Annotated in this window: 15 protein-coding genes and 3 pseudogenes; 9 read left to right on the forward strand and 9 right to left on the reverse strand. The window is 68.1% G+C overall.

Annotated elements, in window-relative coordinates:
- Positions 1-93: 93 nt before the first annotated feature.
- The 4 genes from QQS16_RS00865 to QQS16_RS00880 form a co-directional block, all read right to left on the reverse strand.
- A complete protein-coding gene (locus QQS16_RS00865) occupies positions 94-1,128 on the reverse strand; it encodes a LacI family DNA-binding transcriptional regulator (RefSeq protein ID WP_286059576.1) in 1,035 nt (344 codons plus the stop codon).
- Positions 1,129-1,202: 74 nt separating this feature from the next.
- A complete protein-coding gene (locus QQS16_RS00870; RefSeq protein ID WP_286059577.1) occupies positions 1,203-1,505 on the reverse strand; it encodes a putative quinol monooxygenase in 303 nt (100 codons plus the stop codon).
- A 29-nt stretch (positions 1,506-1,534) separates the two neighbouring features.
- Complete coding sequence (locus QQS16_RS00875) at positions 1,535-4,096, reverse strand: GH32 C-terminal domain-containing protein (RefSeq protein WP_286059579.1); 2,562 nt, start codon at positions 4,094-4,096, stop codon at positions 1,535-1,537.
- A gap of 219 nt (positions 4,097-4,315) precedes the next feature.
- Positions 4,316-5,275: a carbohydrate kinase family protein gene (locus QQS16_RS00880; RefSeq protein WP_286059581.1), complete on the reverse strand. Its 960-nt coding sequence runs from the start codon at positions 5,273-5,275 to the stop codon at positions 4,316-4,318.
- Between the two features lie 257 nt (positions 5,276-5,532).
- Between QQS16_RS00880 and QQS16_RS00885 the strand changes: the two genes are divergently transcribed.
- The 4 genes from QQS16_RS00885 (at position 5,533) to QQS16_RS00900 (ending at position 9,659) form a co-directional block, all read left to right on the forward strand.
- On the forward strand, positions 5,533-6,543 hold the full coding sequence (locus QQS16_RS00885) for a sugar ABC transporter substrate-binding protein (protein ID WP_286059583.1): 1,011 nt from the start codon (positions 5,533-5,535) through the stop codon (positions 6,541-6,543).
- Positions 6,544-6,699: 156 nt separating this feature from the next.
- Positions 6,700-7,713 carry an ABC transporter permease gene (locus QQS16_RS00890; protein ID WP_286059585.1) on the forward strand — a complete coding sequence of 338 codons (1,014 nt, stop codon included), beginning with the start codon at positions 6,700-6,702 and terminating at the stop codon, positions 7,711-7,713.
- On the forward strand, positions 7,710-8,546 hold the full coding sequence (locus QQS16_RS00895) for an ATP-binding cassette domain-containing protein (RefSeq protein ID WP_286059586.1): 837 nt from the start codon (positions 7,710-7,712) through the stop codon (positions 8,544-8,546). The genes QQS16_RS00890 and QQS16_RS00895 overlap by 4 nt, the downstream gene beginning before the upstream one ends.
- Positions 8,547-8,627: 81 nt before the next feature.
- Positions 8,628-9,659, forward strand: a complete 1,032-nt coding sequence (locus QQS16_RS00900; RefSeq protein WP_286059588.1) for a LacI family DNA-binding transcriptional regulator — start codon at positions 8,628-8,630, stop codon at positions 9,657-9,659.
- A gap of 542 nt (positions 9,660-10,201) precedes the next feature.
- On the opposite strand, the gene QQS16_RS00905 is transcribed toward QQS16_RS00900, so the two are convergent.
- Positions 10,202-10,606: a hypothetical protein gene (locus QQS16_RS00905; RefSeq protein WP_286059590.1), complete on the reverse strand. Its 405-nt coding sequence runs from the start codon at positions 10,604-10,606 to the stop codon at positions 10,202-10,204.
- Positions 10,607-10,755: 149 nt separating this feature from the next.
- Entirely contained in the window at positions 10,756-11,712 is a 957-nt protein-coding gene (locus tag QQS16_RS00910; RefSeq protein WP_286059592.1) for an ArsR/SmtB family transcription factor, read from the reverse strand.
- 479 nt (positions 11,713-12,191) lie between these two features.
- On the opposite strand from QQS16_RS00910, the pseudogene QQS16_RS43780 reads away from it, so the two are divergent.
- Positions 12,192-12,272, forward strand: a pseudogene (locus tag QQS16_RS43780) (helix-turn-helix domain-containing protein); the annotation flags it as partial.
- 146 nt (positions 12,273-12,418) lie between these two features.
- On the opposite strand, the gene QQS16_RS00915 reads toward QQS16_RS43780, so the two are convergent.
- Positions 12,419-13,786, reverse strand: coding sequence for an AfsR/SARP family transcriptional regulator (locus tag QQS16_RS00915; protein ID WP_286059594.1), 1,368 nt, complete (start codon positions 13,784-13,786; stop codon positions 12,419-12,421).
- A 135-nt stretch (positions 13,787-13,921) separates the two neighbouring features.
- On the opposite strand from QQS16_RS00915, the gene QQS16_RS00920 reads away from it, so the two are divergent.
- From QQS16_RS00920 to QQS16_RS00935, 4 genes and pseudogenes are all read left to right on the forward strand, one after another.
- Positions 13,922-14,437, forward strand: a complete 516-nt coding sequence (locus QQS16_RS00920) for a hypothetical protein (protein ID WP_286059595.1) — start codon at positions 13,922-13,924, stop codon at positions 14,435-14,437.
- Positions 14,438-14,756: 319 nt separating this feature from the next.
- Positions 14,757-15,062 (forward strand): annotated as a pseudogene (locus QQS16_RS00925) (DDE-type integrase/transposase/recombinase); the annotation flags it as partial.
- Between the two features lie 70 nt (positions 15,063-15,132).
- A complete protein-coding gene (locus tag QQS16_RS00930) occupies positions 15,133-16,551 on the forward strand; it encodes an IS30 family transposase (RefSeq protein ID WP_502963879.1) in 1,419 nt (472 codons plus the stop codon).
- Positions 16,535-16,852, forward strand: coding sequence for an integrase core domain-containing protein (locus QQS16_RS00935; protein WP_286059597.1), 318 nt, complete (start codon positions 16,535-16,537; stop codon positions 16,850-16,852). The genes QQS16_RS00930 and QQS16_RS00935 overlap by 17 nt, the downstream gene beginning before the upstream one ends.
- A 276-nt stretch (positions 16,853-17,128) precedes the next feature.
- Here the strand turns inward: QQS16_RS00935 and QQS16_RS00940 are convergent.
- A pseudogene (locus tag QQS16_RS00940) lies at positions 17,129-17,302 on the reverse strand (ATP-binding protein); the annotation flags it as partial.
- A 51-nt stretch (positions 17,303-17,353) separates the two neighbouring features.
- Complete coding sequence (locus QQS16_RS00945) at positions 17,354-18,808, reverse strand: MFS transporter (RefSeq protein WP_286059599.1); 1,455 nt, start codon at positions 18,806-18,808, stop codon at positions 17,354-17,356.
- Between the last annotated feature and the right edge of the window lie 44 nt (positions 18,809-18,852).

An 18,852-nucleotide genomic window follows, 5' to 3' on the forward strand; every position in this document is an offset into this window, starting at 1 on the left:
TTCCTCCAATGTCACTGGACACGGTCCTGCAAGACCGTGTCGGCGGCCGGTAGAGACGGTCGCCTGTATCAGTGGTGCTTCGCCGTTCCGAGGTCAGAGTCGGGGCGGCGAAGCGACCGATGCCCGTGCCACCAGCGGGCAGGGCAGCATTTCCTGACCGGCCGGACGGAGTTCCTGGTCCGGGGCGCCTGTGAGCGCGAGCAGCTGTGCGACCGCCCGCGCTCCCATCTCGTAGTGCGGCAGGGCTACGGTGGTCAGCCCGGGGAACATGCCGTCGCAGATCAGTTCCTGGTTGTCGAACCCTATGACCGACAGGTCGGCGGGGATCGACAACCCCAGTTCAGCGGCGGCGTGGTAGACGCCCATCGCCATCCGGTCGGCGAAGCAGAACAACGCGGTGGGTCGTTCCGCCTGCTGGAGCAGCGTGCGTGCCGCCCGGTACGCGCCGGCGGCGGAGGCAGTCTCGGCCACCACCAGCCGGGGATCGAAGGCAACGCCGGCTTCCGCGAGGGCCTGTCGGTATCCCTCGAGGCGCCCGTGGGTGGCCGGGATGTCGTCGACGTTGTTGAGGAAGCCGATACGGCGGTGGCCGTGGCGGAGCAGTTCGTGTACGGCGGTGTAGCCGCCCTGGACCTCGTCCGGCACCACCGAGGGGACGGCGGGGTCGTCCGCGCATGCGTCGAGCAGAACCGTGGGGACCGAGCGCAGCTGCTCCGGCACCTCCACGACCCGGTGGTACATCGACGCGTACAGCACGCCGTCGACCTGGCGCTGGAGCAGCAGTTCGATCTCCTTGCGCTCCAGCTCCGGGTCTCCGCCCGTGTTGAGCATGAGCAGCAGCAGGTCGTGCTTGGCGGCCTCCTCCTGTGCTCCGAGGATGATCCGGCCCGCGTGGGGGGTGGTGGCGATCTGGTCACTGACGAAGCCGATGGTGCTCGACCGCTTCAGCCGCAGGCCGCGGGCCAGCCCGTTGGGCGCGTACCCCAGTTGCCGGGCCGCCTCCAGAACGCGTTGCCGGGTCTCGGCGTTGATGCGTTTGCCCTCGACCTCGTTGAGGATGTGGGAAACGGTCGTGACCGAGACTCCGGCGGCTGCCGCCACGTCCTTGATCCCGATCCGCCTGCCCATGTGGTGCCCAATCGTTTTGGCAAGTGAGTGCGGGATGAGACTGCGCCCCGGTGGGGGCTCATGTCAACGGCTCGTTACGAATTCGTGCCCAGCGGGTTCAGGAACGTCAGCACGGAGGCGTCCTCTTCGATCAGCGGGACGAGAGCGGCGTTGAACGGGCCGCCGTACGGGGCATTCAGGTGCGTCTGGAAGGCGTCCTCGTCCCGGTACACCTCGAAGATCCAGAAGGCGCGCGGGTCGGCTGCCTTGGTGTAGACGTCGAAGGCGATGTTGCCTTCTTCCTCGCGCACTTTGAGGGCGTAGTCGCCGATCATGCGGGCGACCTCGTCCTCGGTTCCTTCGCGGGCGGTGAACTCGGCGAGCAGGGTTTTCTTCACGGGTCTGGCTTCCTTTTCAGTTCCGGGTGTCACTTGTGGGCGGAGTCCAAGTGCCAGACGATGGCCTTGTCCAGCTTCACCGAGCCGTTCTCGGCGAAGACCTCCACTCCCTGGCTGGCGGGGTCGGGGAAGATCTGGTCGGTGATCGCGGCCTCGCCGCTGCCGCCGAAGACCTCGACGGAGGACCAGTCGACGAGGATACGCAGCTTGACCTTGCCGTTCTTGGCCTTCAGCGGTGCGGTCTGGATGCCAGGGAAGGTGCTGTTGAAGTCGACGGCGCCGGAGTGGGTGCGGTCGACGTACAGCTCCTGTGTCGTGGTGTCGTAGCCGATGACTGTCTCTTCGCCGTTCGCACCGGTGCGCACCTTCAGGCCGAAGCGGTCGGCGTCCTTGAGGGAGAAGGTCGCCTGGATGTCGAGGGCCTTGCCCTTGGCCGCGGGGCCGATCAGGGCCTTGGAGGTGTCCTTGACGGTGATGCCGGACGCGGACACGGCGTGCGGTTGCCGCAGGGACGTCACGCTGCTCACGGGCTGGCTGGTCAGCCGGATGCGGCCGTCGATGGTGCGCAGGGCCATCTCCCGGGGGATGCTCTGGGCGCCGCGCCAGGGGGAGGTGGGGACGGAGCCGCTGTAGTCCCAGTTGTTCATCCAGCCGATCATGTACCGCTTGCCGCCCGGCGTGTTCTCCCAGGACACGGCCGCGTAGTAGTCCTTGCCGTAGTCGGCCCAGTCGGCGCGCTGGACGACGGACTTGGCAGCGGTGTCGGCTTCGGTGAACTGGTCGGCGAGGATGTGGCCCCAGCCGGCGGTGTTCATGTCGACGATCTGGATCTGCGCCTCCTTGCCGGCGTAGGGGCGCATGTCGAAGGAGGCCCAGTCCAGGGTCTCGCTGTTGGAGCCGGTGGCGCTGCGGACGACCTTGCCGTCGACGATCAGGTTGACGGACGTCTCCTGGGAGACGGGCTGAGCCTGGGTGTCGGAGAGCATGATGTGGTCGACGTTGAGGTGGCCCCAGCCGCCGCTGTTGTCATCGACGATCTTGATCTGGGCCTTCTTGCCAGCTAGGTCCTTGACGTCCCACGAGGACCAGTTGAGGGCCTCGCCGTCCTGTCCGGTGGTGCTGCGGACAACCTGGCCGTCGACGAGGAGTTCGACGGCGGTGGGGTTGTCGGAGCCGGCGGGGTGGTTGCCGCCGCCGACGAGGAAGTTGACGTAGTCCTTGTCGATGGTGAACTCGGGCGAGGTGAGGGTGCCGGTGGTGGAGTCGCCGTTCAGGTAGCTGTTGACCAGGCCGCTTCCCAGGAATCCGGAGACCTCCTGCTGGTTGGGGAGGGTGCCGGCGGCCGGTGCGCTGCCCAAGGCGTCGCCGGTGGTCGTCCAGTCGCCGTAGGTGCCGCCCTCGAAGTCGGCGAGGACCGTGCCCGCGGGCGGATCTCCCTGCTCCATGACCGTGCCGTCCACGTGCGGGTGTCGACCGCCACCGACCTTGAAGTTCAGGTACTTGCTGTCGACGGTGAAGGAGGGCGAGGTCAGGGTGCCGGTGGTGCCGTCACCCAAGTGGAAGCTGTTGGCGAGGCCCTTGCCGTCGAAGCCGTCGACCGTGCCCTGACCCTCGACCGCGCCGGCTGCCGGTGCCTGGCCGAACGCGGTGCCGGTAGTCATCCACGAACCGAAGTCGGTGGCTTCGAAGTCCTGCACCACCTGGCCGGTGGGCGGGGTGTAGGTGCCCTTGTCCTCGGCGGTGAACTTCTTGCCGTCGAAGTCGCCGACGAAGTACTGGGCGGCCGAGCCTCCGGCGATCCCACCGGGGTTGATGTTGACGACCAGGACCCACTTGGTCTTCTTCGGGTCCCCGTCGACCGCGAGGGGGAACAGGTCCGGGCACTCCCACACGCCGCCCGTTGCGCCGGCCGGTCCGAACTCGCTCTGCAGCTCCCAGTCCTTGAGGTTTTGGGAAGAGTAGAACTGCACCTTGTGTTCGGTGGACAGCGACACCGTCATCAGCCAGCTCTTGGTCGGCGCGTACCACTGGACCTTGGGGTCGCGGAACTCCTTGGAGCCGATGTCGAGGACGGGATTGCCCTGGTACTTGGTCCAGGTCCGGCCGCGGTCGGTGCTGTAGGCGAGCGACTGCGCCTGTACGCCGGTGTCCTTGTTGGAGCTGGTGTAGATCGCGACCATGGGCGGGTTCTTCTTGGTGCCGAACCCGGTGGTGTTGTCCCGGTCGACGACCGCGCTGCCGGAGAACACCATCTCCTTGTCGTCGTGCGACAGGGCGAGCGGCAGCTGCTTCCAGTGCACGAGGTCCGTGCTCACCGCGTGCCCCCAGGACATGTCTCCCCAGGAGTTTCCGTTGGGGTTGTACTGGTAGAAAAGGTGATACTCGCCCTTGTAGTACACGAGACCGTTGGGGTCGTTCATCCAGTTCTTCTCCGGCGTGAAGTGGAACTGGGGCCGGTAGGTCTCGGCGTACGGCGGGGCGTCTGCAGCGAGGGCCTGAGGGGCGAGCGGGGCGGCGGACAGGGCGCAGACGGTCACCACCGCCGCCATCATCCGCACGTGGGCATGCCGGGATACACGTCCAGAGCTCATGGTCTCTCCTGTGCTGGGGCCGTCCACTGGGCCGGAGCCTGAGGCTCGGCGTGGACCGACCGAAAGTGACGCCCTGGTCGGCGGCGTCGTCCACGTCGCCGACCAGAGGTGTCATCGTTGACTGTGTCATCGATGACATCGAGTGGCCCGATGATGAGCGGCATCCCGCCGATGCGTCAACGGTTCCCGCGCAATTGGCCGGCGCGGCTCGCCCGCCCGTCAAGCACCACCGACGGTCGTCAACTGCGCCAACTGGTTCTGCCACGGCGGGTTGGGACCGGCAACCGAGCAGGTCAGGGCGGCGACCCGAGTGCCGAACCGGCAGGCTTCCGCGACATCGTCGAGACGGAGATCAGCCAGCCGGCCACCGAGGAGGCCGTGGGCGCCGAGGTGGTGCAGCAGCCCGGCGGTGAAGGAGTCCCCCGCGCCGACCGTGTCGACGACCTGCGTGGCCACCGCGGGCACTTGCAGCCGTTCGCCGTCGAGTGAGACCAGGGCGCCACCGGCTCCGAGCGTGATCACGACGAGCCTCGCCCCGGCGGCGTGCCAGGTGTCGCACGCCCGCTCGGGCGGAGTGCCAGGCAGGAGAAGTCCCAGGTCGTCCTCGCTCAGACGGAGGATGTCGGCGAGAGCGCACCAGTGCGCCAGCCGGGCCCGGTAGACCTCGGGGCGCACCAGCAGCGGCCGGACGTTGGGATCGATGCTGATGGTGGCCCGCGGAGCCGCCGCCAGGAAATCTTCCACCACCGCCCCGCCGGGCTCGCGGACCAGCGCCAGCGACCCGGTGTGCACACAGGCCGTTTCGGACAGATCCACCTGGGCCAGTTCACCCGGAGTCCACTGCCAGTCGACCGTGTTCTGCGCGTGGAACGAGAACGCGGCCTGCCCCGCGCCATCCAGCTCCGCCACGGCCAGCGTGCTCGGCTCGGCGGCGGCGACGGCGTACGACAGGTCCACCCCGGACGCCTCCAGGTGGGCCCGGAACAGGCGGCCGAACACATCCCCGGACAGGCGGGCGAGGAAGCGGGTCGGCGTGCCCAGCCGAGCCAGGGCCACCGCGGTGTTCGCAGGTCCGCCGCCGGGCAGCACCCGTAGGGCGAGTTCGTTTGAGGCGTTTGCCGGTTCCGCGAAGGCGTCCGCGACGCACTCTCCCAGAACGGTGATCTGACGCGGGCTCATGGGCTGCTCTCCCTCGGAAAAGCTCGGAAAGAACGGGCAAAGGGGTCGCGGGCGACACAACCCTGACCGGCTGCGCAGCGGCGACGGCTGCGGACGTTGCCGATTCGTGACGGGTGGAAGGCATTGACGTTGCCGGGATCCGGAGTCCATCATCCTCGCCAGGAAGTGTCAACGATGACATAAGTCAACGATGACACCCCGGGCGGCACGCTCTGATCCCACCCCCGTGCCCGCTCGCTATCCCACAGGAGTCGATCATGTCTCGCACCACTCGTCTTTCCTCCTCCCTCCTCAGAGCCGCCGCGGTCACGGGCGTCGCCGCCCTCACCCTGACGGGCTGCGGGTCCGGCTCCGGCTCCTCCAGCTCCGGCTCGGGCGAGGTCAAGGTCGGCCTGATCACCAAGACTGACACCAACCCGTTCTTCGTGAAGATGAAGGAGGGCGCGGAGAAGGCCGCCAAGGAGAACGGTGTTCAACTGTCCACCGCGGCGGGCAAGTTCGACGGGGACAACGCCGGTCAGGTCACGGCCATCGAGAACATGGTCGCTGCCGGGGTGAAGGGCATCCTGATCACCCCGAGCGACTCCAAGGCGATCGTGCCCGCGATCGAGAAGGCCAAGGCCAAGGGTGTCCTGGTCATCGCCCTGGACACCCCGACCGACCCGGAGAGCGCGGTCGACGCCCTCTTCGCCACCGACAACCTCAAGGCCGGCGAACTGATCGGCGAGTACGCCAAAGCCGCCATGAAGGGCAAGACAGCGAAGATAGCCGCCCTCGACCTGGCTCCGGGCGTCTCCGTCGGCGTCCAGCGGCACAACGGCTTCCTCAAGGGCTTCGGCGCCACCGACAAGGACGTCGCCTGCGCCCAGGACACCGGCGGCGACCAGGCCAAGGGCCAGACCGCGATGGAGAACTGTCTGCAGAAGGAGCCGGACATCAACGTCGTCTACACCATCAACGAGCCAGCAGCCCTGGGCGCGTACACCGCGCTCAAGGCCAAGGGCCGCGAGAAGGACGTCCTGATCGTCTCCGTGGACGGCGGCTGCACCGGCACCCAGGCCGTCAAAGACGGCAAGATCGCCGCCACGTCCCAGCAGTACCCGCTGAAGATGGCCGCCGAGGGCGTCAAGGCCGTCGCGACCTACGCCAAGGACGGCAAGAAGGCGTCCGGTTACACCGACACCGGCGTCACCTTGATCACCGACAAGGCACAGGCCGGAGTCACGTCCAAGGACACCGCCTACGGCCTGGAGAACTGCTGGGGCTAAGCCTCTGCCCTCCTCCAGGACCGTACGACACCGCCACTTGCCTCAGCGGGGCGGTCGGCCCGCCTCCCCGACCAGGGACGACCGCCCCCTTGTCCCGGCGGCGAGGGTTCTGGCCCTCGTCCGACAAGGACATCTGTCTTCCGACAAGGACTTCGCATGACAGCCACGACCAAGCCTCCAAGCACGTCCTCGCCATATGCCGAGCTCAAAGCGCCGACCACGGCCCGCAGATTGCTCACGGCGCCGACCACCGGCCCGCTGGTCGCGCTCCTCCTGGCCTGCATCTTCTTCTCTTTCTCAACCGACCAGTTCCTCACCGGCGGGAACTTCTCGCTGATCGTCCAGCAGGTCATGGTCGTAGGAACGCTGGCGATCGGCCAGACGCTGATCATCCTCACAGCGGGCATCGACCTGTCGTGCGGAGCCGTGATGGCGTTCGGCAGCATCGTGATCGCCAAGATGGCAGCCGAGGGTTCCCTGCCCCCGCTCGTCGCCATCGCTCTGGGTCTGGTCGTCTGCGGCGGTTTCGGGCTGCTCAACGGGCTGCTGGTGCAGAAGATCCCGCTGCCGCCGTTCATCGTCACCCTCGGCATGCTCAACGTGGCATTCGCACTGACCCACATCTACTCCGAGGAGCAGACGGTCACCAACCTCCCGGGCCCGCTGACCGCCCTGGGTGAGACCTTCCCGCTCGGCCACACCGACATCACCTACGGCTCCCTGGTCACCATCGCCCTGTTCCTGCTCCTCGCCTACGCGCTGAGCAGCACCGGCTGGGGCCGGCACGTCTACGCCCTCGGCAACAGCCAGGAGGCGGCACGCCTGAACGGCATCCGCACCTCCCGCCTGACCATCGGCGTCTACACGGTGGCGGGCCTGCTGTACGGCGTCGCCGCGCTCCTGCTCATCTCCCGTACCGGCGTCGGCGACCCGCAAGCCGGCCAGACCGACAACCTCGACAGCATCACCGCCGTGGTCCTCGGCGGCACCAGCCTCTTCGGCGGACGCGGCTCGGTCCTGGGCACCTTCATCGGCGTCCTCATCGTCGGCGTCTTCCGCAACGGCCTTCAGCTGATGGGCGTCGCCTCCATCTACCAGACGCTGATCACCGGCGTCCTGGTGATCCTCGCGGTGACCGTCGACCAGCTCTCCCGGAAGAAGGCCCGATGACCGCCACCTCCTCCCCCACCCCCGTCCTGCAGGCCCGCGGCCTGGTCAAGCGCTACGGTCACGTCACCGCCATTGACGGCGCCGACTTCGACCTGCTGCCCGGCGAAGTCCTCGCCGTCATCGGCGACAACGGAGCCGGAAAGACCAGCCTGATCAAGGCACTTACGGGCGCCGTGGTCCCGGACGCGGGCGAGATCCTCCTCAACGGCGAACCCATCACCTTCTCCGGACCCCAGAGCGCCCGCGCCCACGGCATCGAGACGGTGTATCAGGACCTGGCCGTGGCCGCCTCTATGGACATCGCCTCGAACATGTTCCTCGGGCGGGAGCTGCGGCGCCCTGGCGTGCTCGGCAGTGTCTTTCGCATGCTGGACAAGAAGCGCATGCGTCAGGAGGCCGCTGAGCACATGGCCGACCTGAAGATCGGCCTGCGCTCGCTCACGCAGTCGGTGGAAACGCTCTCCGGCGGTCAGCGGCAGGCCGTAGCCGTCGCCCGGTCCGTCGCCTGGGCCCGCAGCGTCGTCGTCATGGACGAACCCACCGCCGCCCTCGGCGTGAAGGAGTCCGGCCAGGTCCTCGACCTCATCCGCCGCGTCCGGGACAAGGGCCTGCCGGTCGTCCTGATCAGCCACAACATGCCGCACGTCTTCGAGATCGCCGACCGGATTCACGTCCACCGCCTCGGCCGGCGCGCCGCGGTCATCAAGCCGTCCGACTACTCCATGGCGGAGGTCGTGGCCATCATGACCGGCGCGCTCACCCTCGACGAGGCCGGCGGTACTGTCGTAGCGGATTCCGAGGCGGCCAAGGCCGCCGGAGTCAAAGCCACCTGACAGCACAACCACAACCGCTCTCATGCTTTCCGGCCGAGGCTGCGGCCGGAAACCGAGAGCCCTCAGGAGACGGTTCCCTCCATGGCAGCGCACCGCCGCCCCACCCTGGCAGACGTCGCCCGAGAAGTAGGCGTCAGCGCCAAAACGGTCTCCCGCGTCCTCAACGAGGACGGACCCGCCTCGGCCCACACCAGGGAACAAGTCCTCGCCGCCGTGGCGAAACTCGGCTTCCAGCCGAACCTCATGGCCCGCAACATCCGCGTCGGCGGACCCGACACCACCATCGGACTGGTCATCCCCGACCTCGGCAACCCCTTCTTCGGAGCCGTGGCCCGCGCCATCGAGGACACCGTCCGCGACCGCGGACTGACCCTGCTCATGGGCTCCTCCGCCGATGACCCCGACCGCGAACGCGCGCTGACGGACAAGTTTCTCGCCCGCCGCATCAGCATCCTGATCGTCGTACCGTCCGTCGGCGCCGACCACTCCCACCTCAAGACCCACCGCACGGCGGGTCTGCCCGTGATCTTTCTCGACCGACCTGGGGTCGGACTCGCCACCGACAGCATCGTGAGCTCCAACCGCGCGGGCGCTCACGACGGCGTCACCCACCTGATCGCCCATGGTCACCGGCGCATCGGGTTCGTCGGCGACCTGCCCCCCAAGCTGTACACCCGCCGTGAACGTCTGGCCGGCTACCGCTCAGCGCTGCAGGAAGCCGATATTCCCTACGACCGCTCGCTCGTCAGCAACGCCCACGACCAGCAGGGCGCCGAGGCCGCGACCGCCCGGCTCCTCGACCTGGCCGATCCCCCCACCGCCCTCTTTGCCGGCAACAACATCATGGCATTGGGCATCGTCGCCGAACTGGCCCGCAGCAAGCGCAAGGACGTCGCCCTCGTCGCCTTCGACGACCTGGCACTCGCCGAGGCCCTCGAACCGGCCCTGACGGTCGTCGCACAGGACCCCGAGGAAATCGGCAGAACGGCGGCGACCACCGCCCTGACTCGACTTGACGGCGATCGCACCCGCGCCCGCACCATCACCGTCCCCACCCAACTGATCATCCGAGGATCGGGGGAACGGACCCCTCCGGTGACGCTGGAGAGCTAATCCTAGGCGGGCTTACGTCGGACGGAAGTCAAGTCTGAGGCCGGCCCACGGGGCCGGGTGCGTGTGCTGGAGCCGGATCTCGGCGTGCCACAGGCTGCCCGGCAGGTCCGGGGCGGGTCGCCTCGTCGAGAGCGGCGACGGTGTAGCCCGTCGTCCAGAAGAAACTCAGCCTCGTCATTTCTGACGCAGGACATAGCGCCGCATCGGCACCCACGACATCCTCACCGGCCCGTGTCCTTTGACGATCAATCCAGTCCACCGCACTTTCCCGACCTGGGCGGACTTACTTCGATGTCCATGGATGGTGGCGGAGGTCCGCGGCAGATCAGGGCCGGTTGTACCGCCCGCACTTGAGTGCATTCGCGTTCGCATCGTCAATACAGACCCTGACGTACGCGGCACCACCGGGCTGGTCCGCCGGGCAAGGGTGCCTGTGGTCAGCACGAGGGAACCCGGCGGCGGCGAGATGAGTTCCGGAGCGTCGAGTGTGGTTCCGCCCCGGAGGCTGGTGCGGCAGCGTCACTTTCCGGCCGGTCGGATGGTCAGGGCCGGTCGACCCGCTCACAGTCGATGGGCAGCGCGTTCGCATCGTCAATGCAGACGATGACATACGCGGCGCCCCCGGGCACATCCGCAGGGATTCCGGTCTTGAGCGGATACGTAGTGTTGCACTTAGTGCCGGTGCTCCTGGTACCGAGCTCCTTGCCTGAGGCACCGTACGCGCCGAACCACGCCCTGCGACAGTCGACGGCCCGGAGTGTTCCATCGACGCCGACCGATCGGTTGTACCAGGTCAGGGTGCCGTGGGCGTAGCTGCCCTCGTCGTCATCAACGTAGAAAGGGCTGGTCGGATAGGCGGCGGTTTGCGCGCCGGCGGCGGGAGCGCCCAGCAGGGTGCCCGCGGTCAGCACGACGGAAGCGACGGCGGCGGCGAGGTGAGTCTTCATGTGATCTCCAGAGGGGTGAGCCGGTTGCGGCTTCACATCCTGGATGGGCCGGCCACCTGTGGCCCACCTCTTAAGTCACGGCTTAAAGGGGAGCCGGGGCGGCAGGCGCGGGTCTCGCGCCCAGTCTGACGCCGCGGTGCCCTCGGGCCTCACGGTTCCGTCAGGGCGCCGGTCCGCAGCAGCGCCAGCCCGAGAGGGGTGATGTGGTGCAGCACGGACCCGCCTCGGCGGCTGGTGGTGATGAGGTCGGCGTTTCGCAGCACGGTCGCGTGCTGACTGGCCGCTGCCGCCGTGACGTTGAGGCGGCGAGCCAGTTCGCTCGTCGTGCAGCCTTCTGCTGTCACCTGTAGAGCGGCGGCTCGCGTGCGGCCGAGCAGAGACCCCAGGTTCCGTATGGCGGAGCCGTCCGCTTCCGCCGGCCCGGTATCGATCAGCGGCCGGCGGAGAGCCGGCACGCTCAGTCGGGGTGGCTGGGCAGTATCGAGCGGGTCCCACAGAAAGCTCACCGGGTGCTTCGCGAAGACCGTGGGCGTGATGGTCAGTCCCCTTCCCTGGAGACGCACCTCAACTCGGCGCGGATAGGGAGCTTCGAGCACCGGTGGACGCCAGCGGACCAGTGGTGCGCAGATCGAACGCAGCAGCAGATCGATGCCTCCCTCCAACACCAGGTTCGCGCAACGAGTGGACAGCGCGACCAGTTCGGACCGACCTCGATCCCAGTAGGGCTCCACGGTCAGCCGATGGCAGGCGCGCACGGCATCGGCGAGCTCCCGGCGCGCGTCGCGGTCGCCCTCGCACACCCGCCTGGCCCATGGCAGGTGTCCGGGGTGGAAGTCGAGACCCTCGAACTCGCGTCGCAGCCGGGACACCGGGGCATGCAGCAGGTTGTCCACGGCGTGGTCCACAGAGGGCACATCGCCCATCAAGGCCAGCAGATCAAGCCCCGGGCCGCGCACCGGAACCAGGGACGTCAGGGGGCGCGTGTCCGCTCCCATCCGGCCCGCGACCGCTGACCGCCACGTGCGGAAGTGAGGAAGTTCCCGGTTCTCTCCCAGCAGCTCCAGGCTGTAATAGACCTCCGCTGCGACGCCGATCGTCGCGGCCACCCGTGTCCGGGCGAGGTCTTGCGCCGTGAAGTGAATGCGTAACACCGGCCGGCCTCCCGCCACCGAAGCAGAGCGCATGAGCGCATGAGCGCACCACCAGCATGCCCCCAACTCGCCGCGCCCGATCCCGCATCGGCGTAGAACGCGCCCGGCTTGCTGACTGTGCATGCGCGCCCGTGAATCTGGTGCAGGCAAGATTTTCGTGGAGCGTGACGGGGCGTCATCGCGATCACGCGAGAAGGACACGCTTGCGCAGCAGCGGAAGTCCGGCCCGGTTGTACATCTGCCGCTTCAGCGCTTTGAGTCTGTTGACGTGCCCCTCGACGATGCCGGAAGTGTAGTTCAGGGTCAGTCCAGCAGTACGGCGTCGAGGTCTTGGCGCAGGAACGCCGCGAAGCCCTTACTGACCTTGGCGTTATAGCGTCTGGGTCTTCGTCGGACCGGTGACAGGGTCGGCCTTGGTCTGGTAGCCCGGAAGTATGCGGTATCCGGACGGGGGCGGGCTGACCGCCGAGCAGCGCAAGCGCCGTGAAGGGGTACGAATGCGGGCCGCTGACCTCTTGAGGACGACATGAAAGTCCCTGGCCCGCACGGTGCGGAGGTATCGGGTGAGGATGGAGTAGCCGCCCCGGTAGCCCTGCTCGCGGAGGCGTTCGTCTCGACCGTCTGACAGACGTTTCGCTGCCCTGTACGGCAGAAGGCGCAGCTACCCCGCTGATCGCGTCCGGTGTAACGGGGACAAGGACGTCCGTTTGACGCCGCAGGTGGCCAAGCTGCACCATCTGCGCCGCCCGCTCGCGTCGAGGAACAACCAACCGCAGTCCTCGCTGGGGCAACTGCGGACCGTGAAGCGTCGTGGTTCCGCGAGCAATTCGCCCGCACTGCGGGCAACCGCACAGAGAGGCAGCCGCAAACCGGAGGAGGGTGAGGGCTGCCAGCGTCCGAGGCCGTCCTCGCCACGGGTGAAGACCGAGTGTCTGGCAGCGTCCTCCACCGTGCCTGCCACCACCGTGAAGGCACGGGCGTCGTCCGGATCGGTCAGACAGGCATACAGGTTCGTACGAAACTGCCGCGCCTCGGCGAGCGCGGTGGCAGCCACGTCGGGGTGCCGCAGCGCCTGCTCCCGCAACCCAGTGACCAACCGCTCCCCGATCAGGTCCATATGGCCAGCCCACACGGCAAGCGCGGCGTAGCCGCGCAGCCACTCTGATCCCGGCAGCCGGTCCGCGCCCCAGCCCGCATAGGTGTTGCAGAACTCCAGTGCGGGGTGTCCGCTCGTGCTCCATGGCAACCATTGGTCGTCGACCCGCACGGCGTAGACCGGTCCGGGAGGCCGGTCCAGCCGGTGATCGCCATGCAAGATGCGGTCGTGAAGCGTCTGCAGTTCTGCGCCCGGTTCGATGCCGAACTCGGTCACCAGCACTTTGCGCGTGCTGCGGTACAGGTTGAGGGCATCGGCCTGGCGGCCGCCTCGGTAGAGAGCGGTCATCTGGGCGGCGACCAGCCGTTCCCGTCCTGGATGCTCCTCGACCAGCGGTGTCAGATCCGCCACGACACGGTCGTGGAGACCCATGGTGAGCTGCGCCTCCACTCGCTGCTCCACAGCGGAGAGGCGCAGTTCGTCGAGGGGACCGCCGAGGCGGGTGCGCAGCCGGTCGTCGGCCACGTCCGCGAGCAGCGGGCCCCGCCACAGACCGAGGGCCTCGTCGTAGAGCCGGACTCGCTCCACGGGGTCACCGGCATCAGCCGCCTGCCGGACGAGGAAGGTGAACTCCTGCGCGTCGATCGTATGAGGGCCCTGCTCGACCGCGTAGCCGTCATGCCGGGTTTCGACGCGCACTCCGTACGGCTTGAGAGCGACACGTAATCGGCCTATGTAGGTGTGAACGGTGCCGCGGGCGGAGGCGGGCGCATCACCGTTCCACATCAGGTCGATCAGGCGCTCGGTCGTCACGGCGCGGCCCGCGTGCAGCAGCAGTACCGACAGCAGGCACCGCTCCTGGCGGCGGCTGCCCGCCAGCACCTGTCGTCCCTCGTGGCGGACGGCGAACGGACCGAGCAACTGGAACTCCATAGCGCTAGGCAGCCTAACGCGGCCGAGTGTCCGCGGTCCGTGCAGGTGATGGTGAGAGTTTGGTCAGACGCCGGCGAGAAACTGGCGAGCGCCTCTTCAGGAACCTTCCTTTCAATCATCTGGCCAGGGAGAGTCATGCGACGAACCGTTCTCGCACCGCTGGCGCTTGCCGCCGTGCTCCTGGGAGTACAGCCCGTGTCGGTCGCGTCCGCCCGAGCCGGCACCGGGTGGGAGCCGGCACCTTCCGCGCCTTGGGACGTCAGTGCCGGACTGCGGTGCGACTTCCCTGTTCACGGCGAGCCCGTCATCGACGAGGTGATGAAGCGTGTGCTGGACACCAGCCCCGACGGAACCGCGAAGCGCGTCGCGTACAAGGGCGATCTGATCGTGCGGATCACGAACACCGAGACCGGTGCCTTCTACGACGCCGACGCGAGCGGCTCGGCCATCGTCGAGCACCGAACCGGCGGCTCTCAGTTCTGGGCCGCGCACGGCCCGGTGTTGGTCGGTATCGGCGAGGGCAAGGGCAACCTGCCGCGCGGCCTGTACATCATCGACGGGGTGTACACCATGGACATCAGCTCCGTCGGGTACAAGGCCGTGAACCTGGTGCACGGGACGAAGGACAGCCTCTGCGCACGCATCGACTGACATCTGCCCGTACCTGCCGCACCGGCGCGAGCACCTTCACACAGCCCGAGACACCGACGTCGTGGACAGCCGGACGACGTCAGCAGTACGAACTGCCGCCGCCGGCGGCGGCACCCCCATCAACCATCCATGAGCTGAGTTTCGAGCCGACGCAGGCGTGGTTGACCACCCAGCCCGCCGTGGAGCGTCGTGCCCCTGGCGTGCCCTTACCGGTAGTTCGATAAATTCGGCGGTAGAGGTCAATGCCGTGTCCGGTGGTGACCGCGTCGATCAGGGCTTGGAGGGTGGGTCCTTGTCCGTCCAGGCTCGCCACCATCGCTTGCGCAGACGAGTTCGCACCACCGTCCCGGACCCGGCCACCTCACCGGTCCCGGATCTGTTCCAGCGGGACTTCACCGCCACCGAACCCGGCCTGAAATACATGGGCGGCATCACCTATCTCCCCCTGGAAACCGGGGAGTTCCTCTATCTCGCGACCGTGCTGGATTGCTTCAGCCGCAAGGTCGTCGGCTGGTCCATCGCCGGCCACATGCGCACCGGCCTGGTCGCCGACGCACTGCGGATGGCCGTCCGCACCCGGGGCAGCCTTAGCGGGGCGGTATTCCACTCCGACCACGGAGCCCAAGGTGAATTCAACTGGTCGTCGCAACACTTTGATCTCGGAGGTGTGCGACGTGGCCACGGCGGACTGGAGTTTGAAGACCAGCGATGTCCCGGAGGGTCGGCGTCGGCAGTGGCGCGCTGATCATGCGTTGCGGCCGGCGATGCGTTCGCCGGGGAGGCCTGATCCGTCTCGAGTCGTGCAGCGCCAGTTCTGGCGGCTGATCGCCACGGGGGTCACCACGGTGGAGGCGTCGTTGGCGGTCGGCGTGTCGTGGCCGGTGGGTGCGAGGTGGTTTCGTCACGCTGGCGGCATGCCTCCGATCTCGTTGGCCGAGCCCACGGGCCGGTACCTCGCGTTCGAGGAGCGCGAGGAGATCGCGATCCTCAGGGCGATGAACAAGGGCGTGCGCGAGATCGCCCGCGCCCTGGGGCGTGACCCCGGAACGATCTCTCGCGAACTGCGCCGCAACGCCGCCACGCGCGGCGGCAAGCAGGAGTACCGCGCGACGGTCGCCCAGTGGAAAGCACAGCAGGCCGCCAAGCGCCCGAAGACCGCGAAACTCACAGGCAACGACAGGTTGCGTGAGAACGTACAGGACCGGCTCGCCGGCAGCGTCCGCCGCCCCGACAACACGATCGTCACCGGGCCCAGGACGCCTGCATGGAAGGGGCTGAACAAGCCGCACCGGCAGGACAGACGATGGGCGACGGCATGGAGCCCGGAGCAGATCTCGCATCGACTCCATGTCGACTTCCCCGATGATGGGTCCATGCGCATCAGCCACGAAGCGATCTACCAGGCGCTGTTCATCGAAGGCCGTGGCGCGCTCAAGCGGGAACTGGTCACGTGTCTGCGCACCGGCCGGGCGCTGCGGACTCCCCGCGCACGGTCGCAGAACAAACCGCAGGGGCATGTCACCGCGGACGTCGTCCTCAGCGAACGCCCCGCCGAGGCCGCAGACCGCGCGGTCCCCGGACACTGGGAAGGCGATTTGATCATCGGGACGGGCCGCTCCGCGATCGGCACGCTTGTCGAGCGCAGCAGCCGCTCCACACTCCTGGTACACCTGCCCCGGCTGGAGGGCTGGGGCGAAAGGACACCCGCGAAGAACGGCCCCTCGCTCGGAGGCTATGGCGCGATCGCGATGAACGCGGCGCTCACCACGTCGATGACGCACCTGCCCGAGCAGCTACGCAAGACCCTCACCTGGGACCGAGGGAAGGAACTCTCCGGCCACGCCCAGTTCGCTCTCGACACCGGGACGAAGGTGTTCTTCGCCGATCCGCACTCGCCCTGGCAACGACCGACAAACGAGAACACGAACGGGCTGCTGCGTCAGTACTTCCCGAAGGGCACCGACCTCTCCCGCTGGTCGTCCACGGACCTCGAAGCCGTCGCCATGGCGATCAACAACCGGCCCCGCAAAGTCCTGGGTTGGCGGACACCGGCCGAGGTCTTCGAAGAACAGCTACGCTCGCTGCAACAGCCCGGTGTTGCAACGACCGGTTGAACTCGCCCAATACGTCTCCCGGGCCTTCGCCGGTCTCTGTGACCAGTTCGGGGTGACCCGGTCGATGGGTGCGGCCGGCACCAGCGCCGACAACGCGGCCTGCGAAGGCTTCCACGCGTCCCTGAAACGCGAGACCCTCCAGGGCGCCCACGACTACGGCGACGCCGACACCTGCCGCAGGGCCGTCTTCGCCTGGCTGACCCGCTACAACACCCGCCGCCGGCACTCCGCCAACGGCCACCTCAGCCCCGACGAATACGAACACCGACACCACGCCGCTAAACTCACGCTCGCCGCGTGATCAATAACCGCGTGCCCACCTTCACGAGGGAAGGCCCGGCACCGGCTCACCCCGACCGGGTGACGCTGCCAACGGCCCCTGAAGCAAGCCCAAGGGAAGGACAAGCGTCCGGGTGAAGCTCCGGAAAGGACCATTCAGATATACCTGGCGTATGGCTATCCCGTGCTGAGTGTCTTCTGGACCGATGTTGTTCATCCCGCTGCTACCCCGCCGTCCGCCAAGCCGTGAGCCCTTCAACCACCTTCGGTGGGACTTCGTGTAGTTCCCGGGCCGGGGTCACAGCTGCTCCAGGGGGCGCCGTCCGATAATGTCGCCGCCCGGGCCGCCGGGCAGGGCGATACGGGCGGTGACGCGTTTGCCGACCGGCTCCCGGTGAACCTCAAAGCTCTAGGCGACGCCAATGACGATCTCCAGACCGTGCTGCCCGACCCGACCCACATCAGCGGCCCGTACCCCCCTCTGGATAGTCGTCTTGGGAGGACTCAATTGACAGGACGCTGGTCAAGCTCGTCGGCTTTGCGGTTTGAGGGCACCCTGCATGGAGTCTGCACTCGGTTGGAGGGTGTCGACGGCTACGGGCTGTGAGGCGCGCGCGACGGCGAAGAGGAAGAGCCCGCAGGCCGCCACGAGCAGCCATCCCGGACGGGAGGCGGCGGCGAGGCTGTTGGGGCCGGCGCCCGCGACGAGGCCTCCGGCGACGGCGATGCCGATGGCCGCACCGACCTGGCGGGCGGTGGAGGTGACGGCCCCTGCCACGCCGGCCCGGGAGGGCGGCAGGCCGCTGACCGCGGTATTGGTGAGGGGGGCGTTGGCGAAGCCGAACCCGATGCCGATCAGGAGGTGGGCGAGGAGGAGCAGCGGCACGCTCGTGTCCTGGTCAAGGTTGATCAGGCACACACCGCCGGCCGTGGTGAAGGCGCCCGCGAGGATCAGCGGACGCCGCGGTCCAAAGCGTGCGACCAGGGCGCCGGACCAGGTCGCGCACAGGGTGGCCCCGAGTGCCATGGGCAGGGTGGCGGCACCGCTTTCGAGCGGTGTCCAGCTGCGGGCGTGCTGGAGGTAGAGGGTGTTGAGCAGCAGAGTCACGTTCAGTGCGACGAACACCGCCATGGCGCCGAGCACCGCTGTCGCGAACGGCGGTCGGCGGAAGAGGCCGAGGTCCATGAGGGGTTCGCTGCGGCGCAGCTCGACCACGATGAACCCGGCTGTCGCGGCCGTGATCAGGGCGTAGCCGATGAGGGCCGTGGGTGAGGCCCAGCCGATGCCGGGTCCTTCGATGAGGACGCCGACGAAGAGCAAGAGGACCACGGTGAGGAGCACCTGGCCGGGCAGGTCGAGGCGCCGGGCGCGCTGTGCGCGGGATTCCGGCACGAACACGGCGACCAGGACGAGGGCGGCGGCGACGACCGGCGCGTTGATCCAGAACACCGAACGCCAGCCGAACGCGGCGATGAGCGCCCCGCCGGTGACCGGGCCTGCCGCCATGCTGAGCCCGAAGACCGACGCCCATACGCCGATCGCCCGGGCCCGTTCCCGTGGGTCGGGCATCGCGTTCACCACGATCGCCAGGGCCACGGGGCTCAGCATGGAGGCCCCGACCCCCTGGACGGCCCGAGCGGCGACGAGCACGCCGAGTGACGGAGCGAGGGCGCACGCGAGGGAGGCCAGGCCGAAGACGAGCAGTCCGCACTGGAAGACGCGGCGCCGTCCGAAGCGGTCCGCGAGCGCGCCGGAAACCATGAGGAGACTGGCCAGGACCACGGTGTAAGCGTTGACCGCCCATTCCAGACCGCGGGTGCCCACGTCAAGGCCGTGCCCAATCTCGGGCAGGCCTACGTTGACGATGGTCGTGTCCACACCCACGAGGAACATGCTGAGCGCGCAGACGGCCAGCACGGTCCAGCGCCGGCGTGCGCTCAGCGGGGAGGGTGGAGTGGCCAGGGATGTCGTGAGCATGGGAGGTCCCCCTTCAACGGGATCGGCTACCGCCAGATTCGGGG

Source organism: Streptomyces sp. ALI-76-A (assembly GCF_030287445.1).
Taxonomy (GTDB): domain Bacteria; phylum Actinomycetota; class Actinomycetes; order Streptomycetales; family Streptomycetaceae; genus Streptomyces.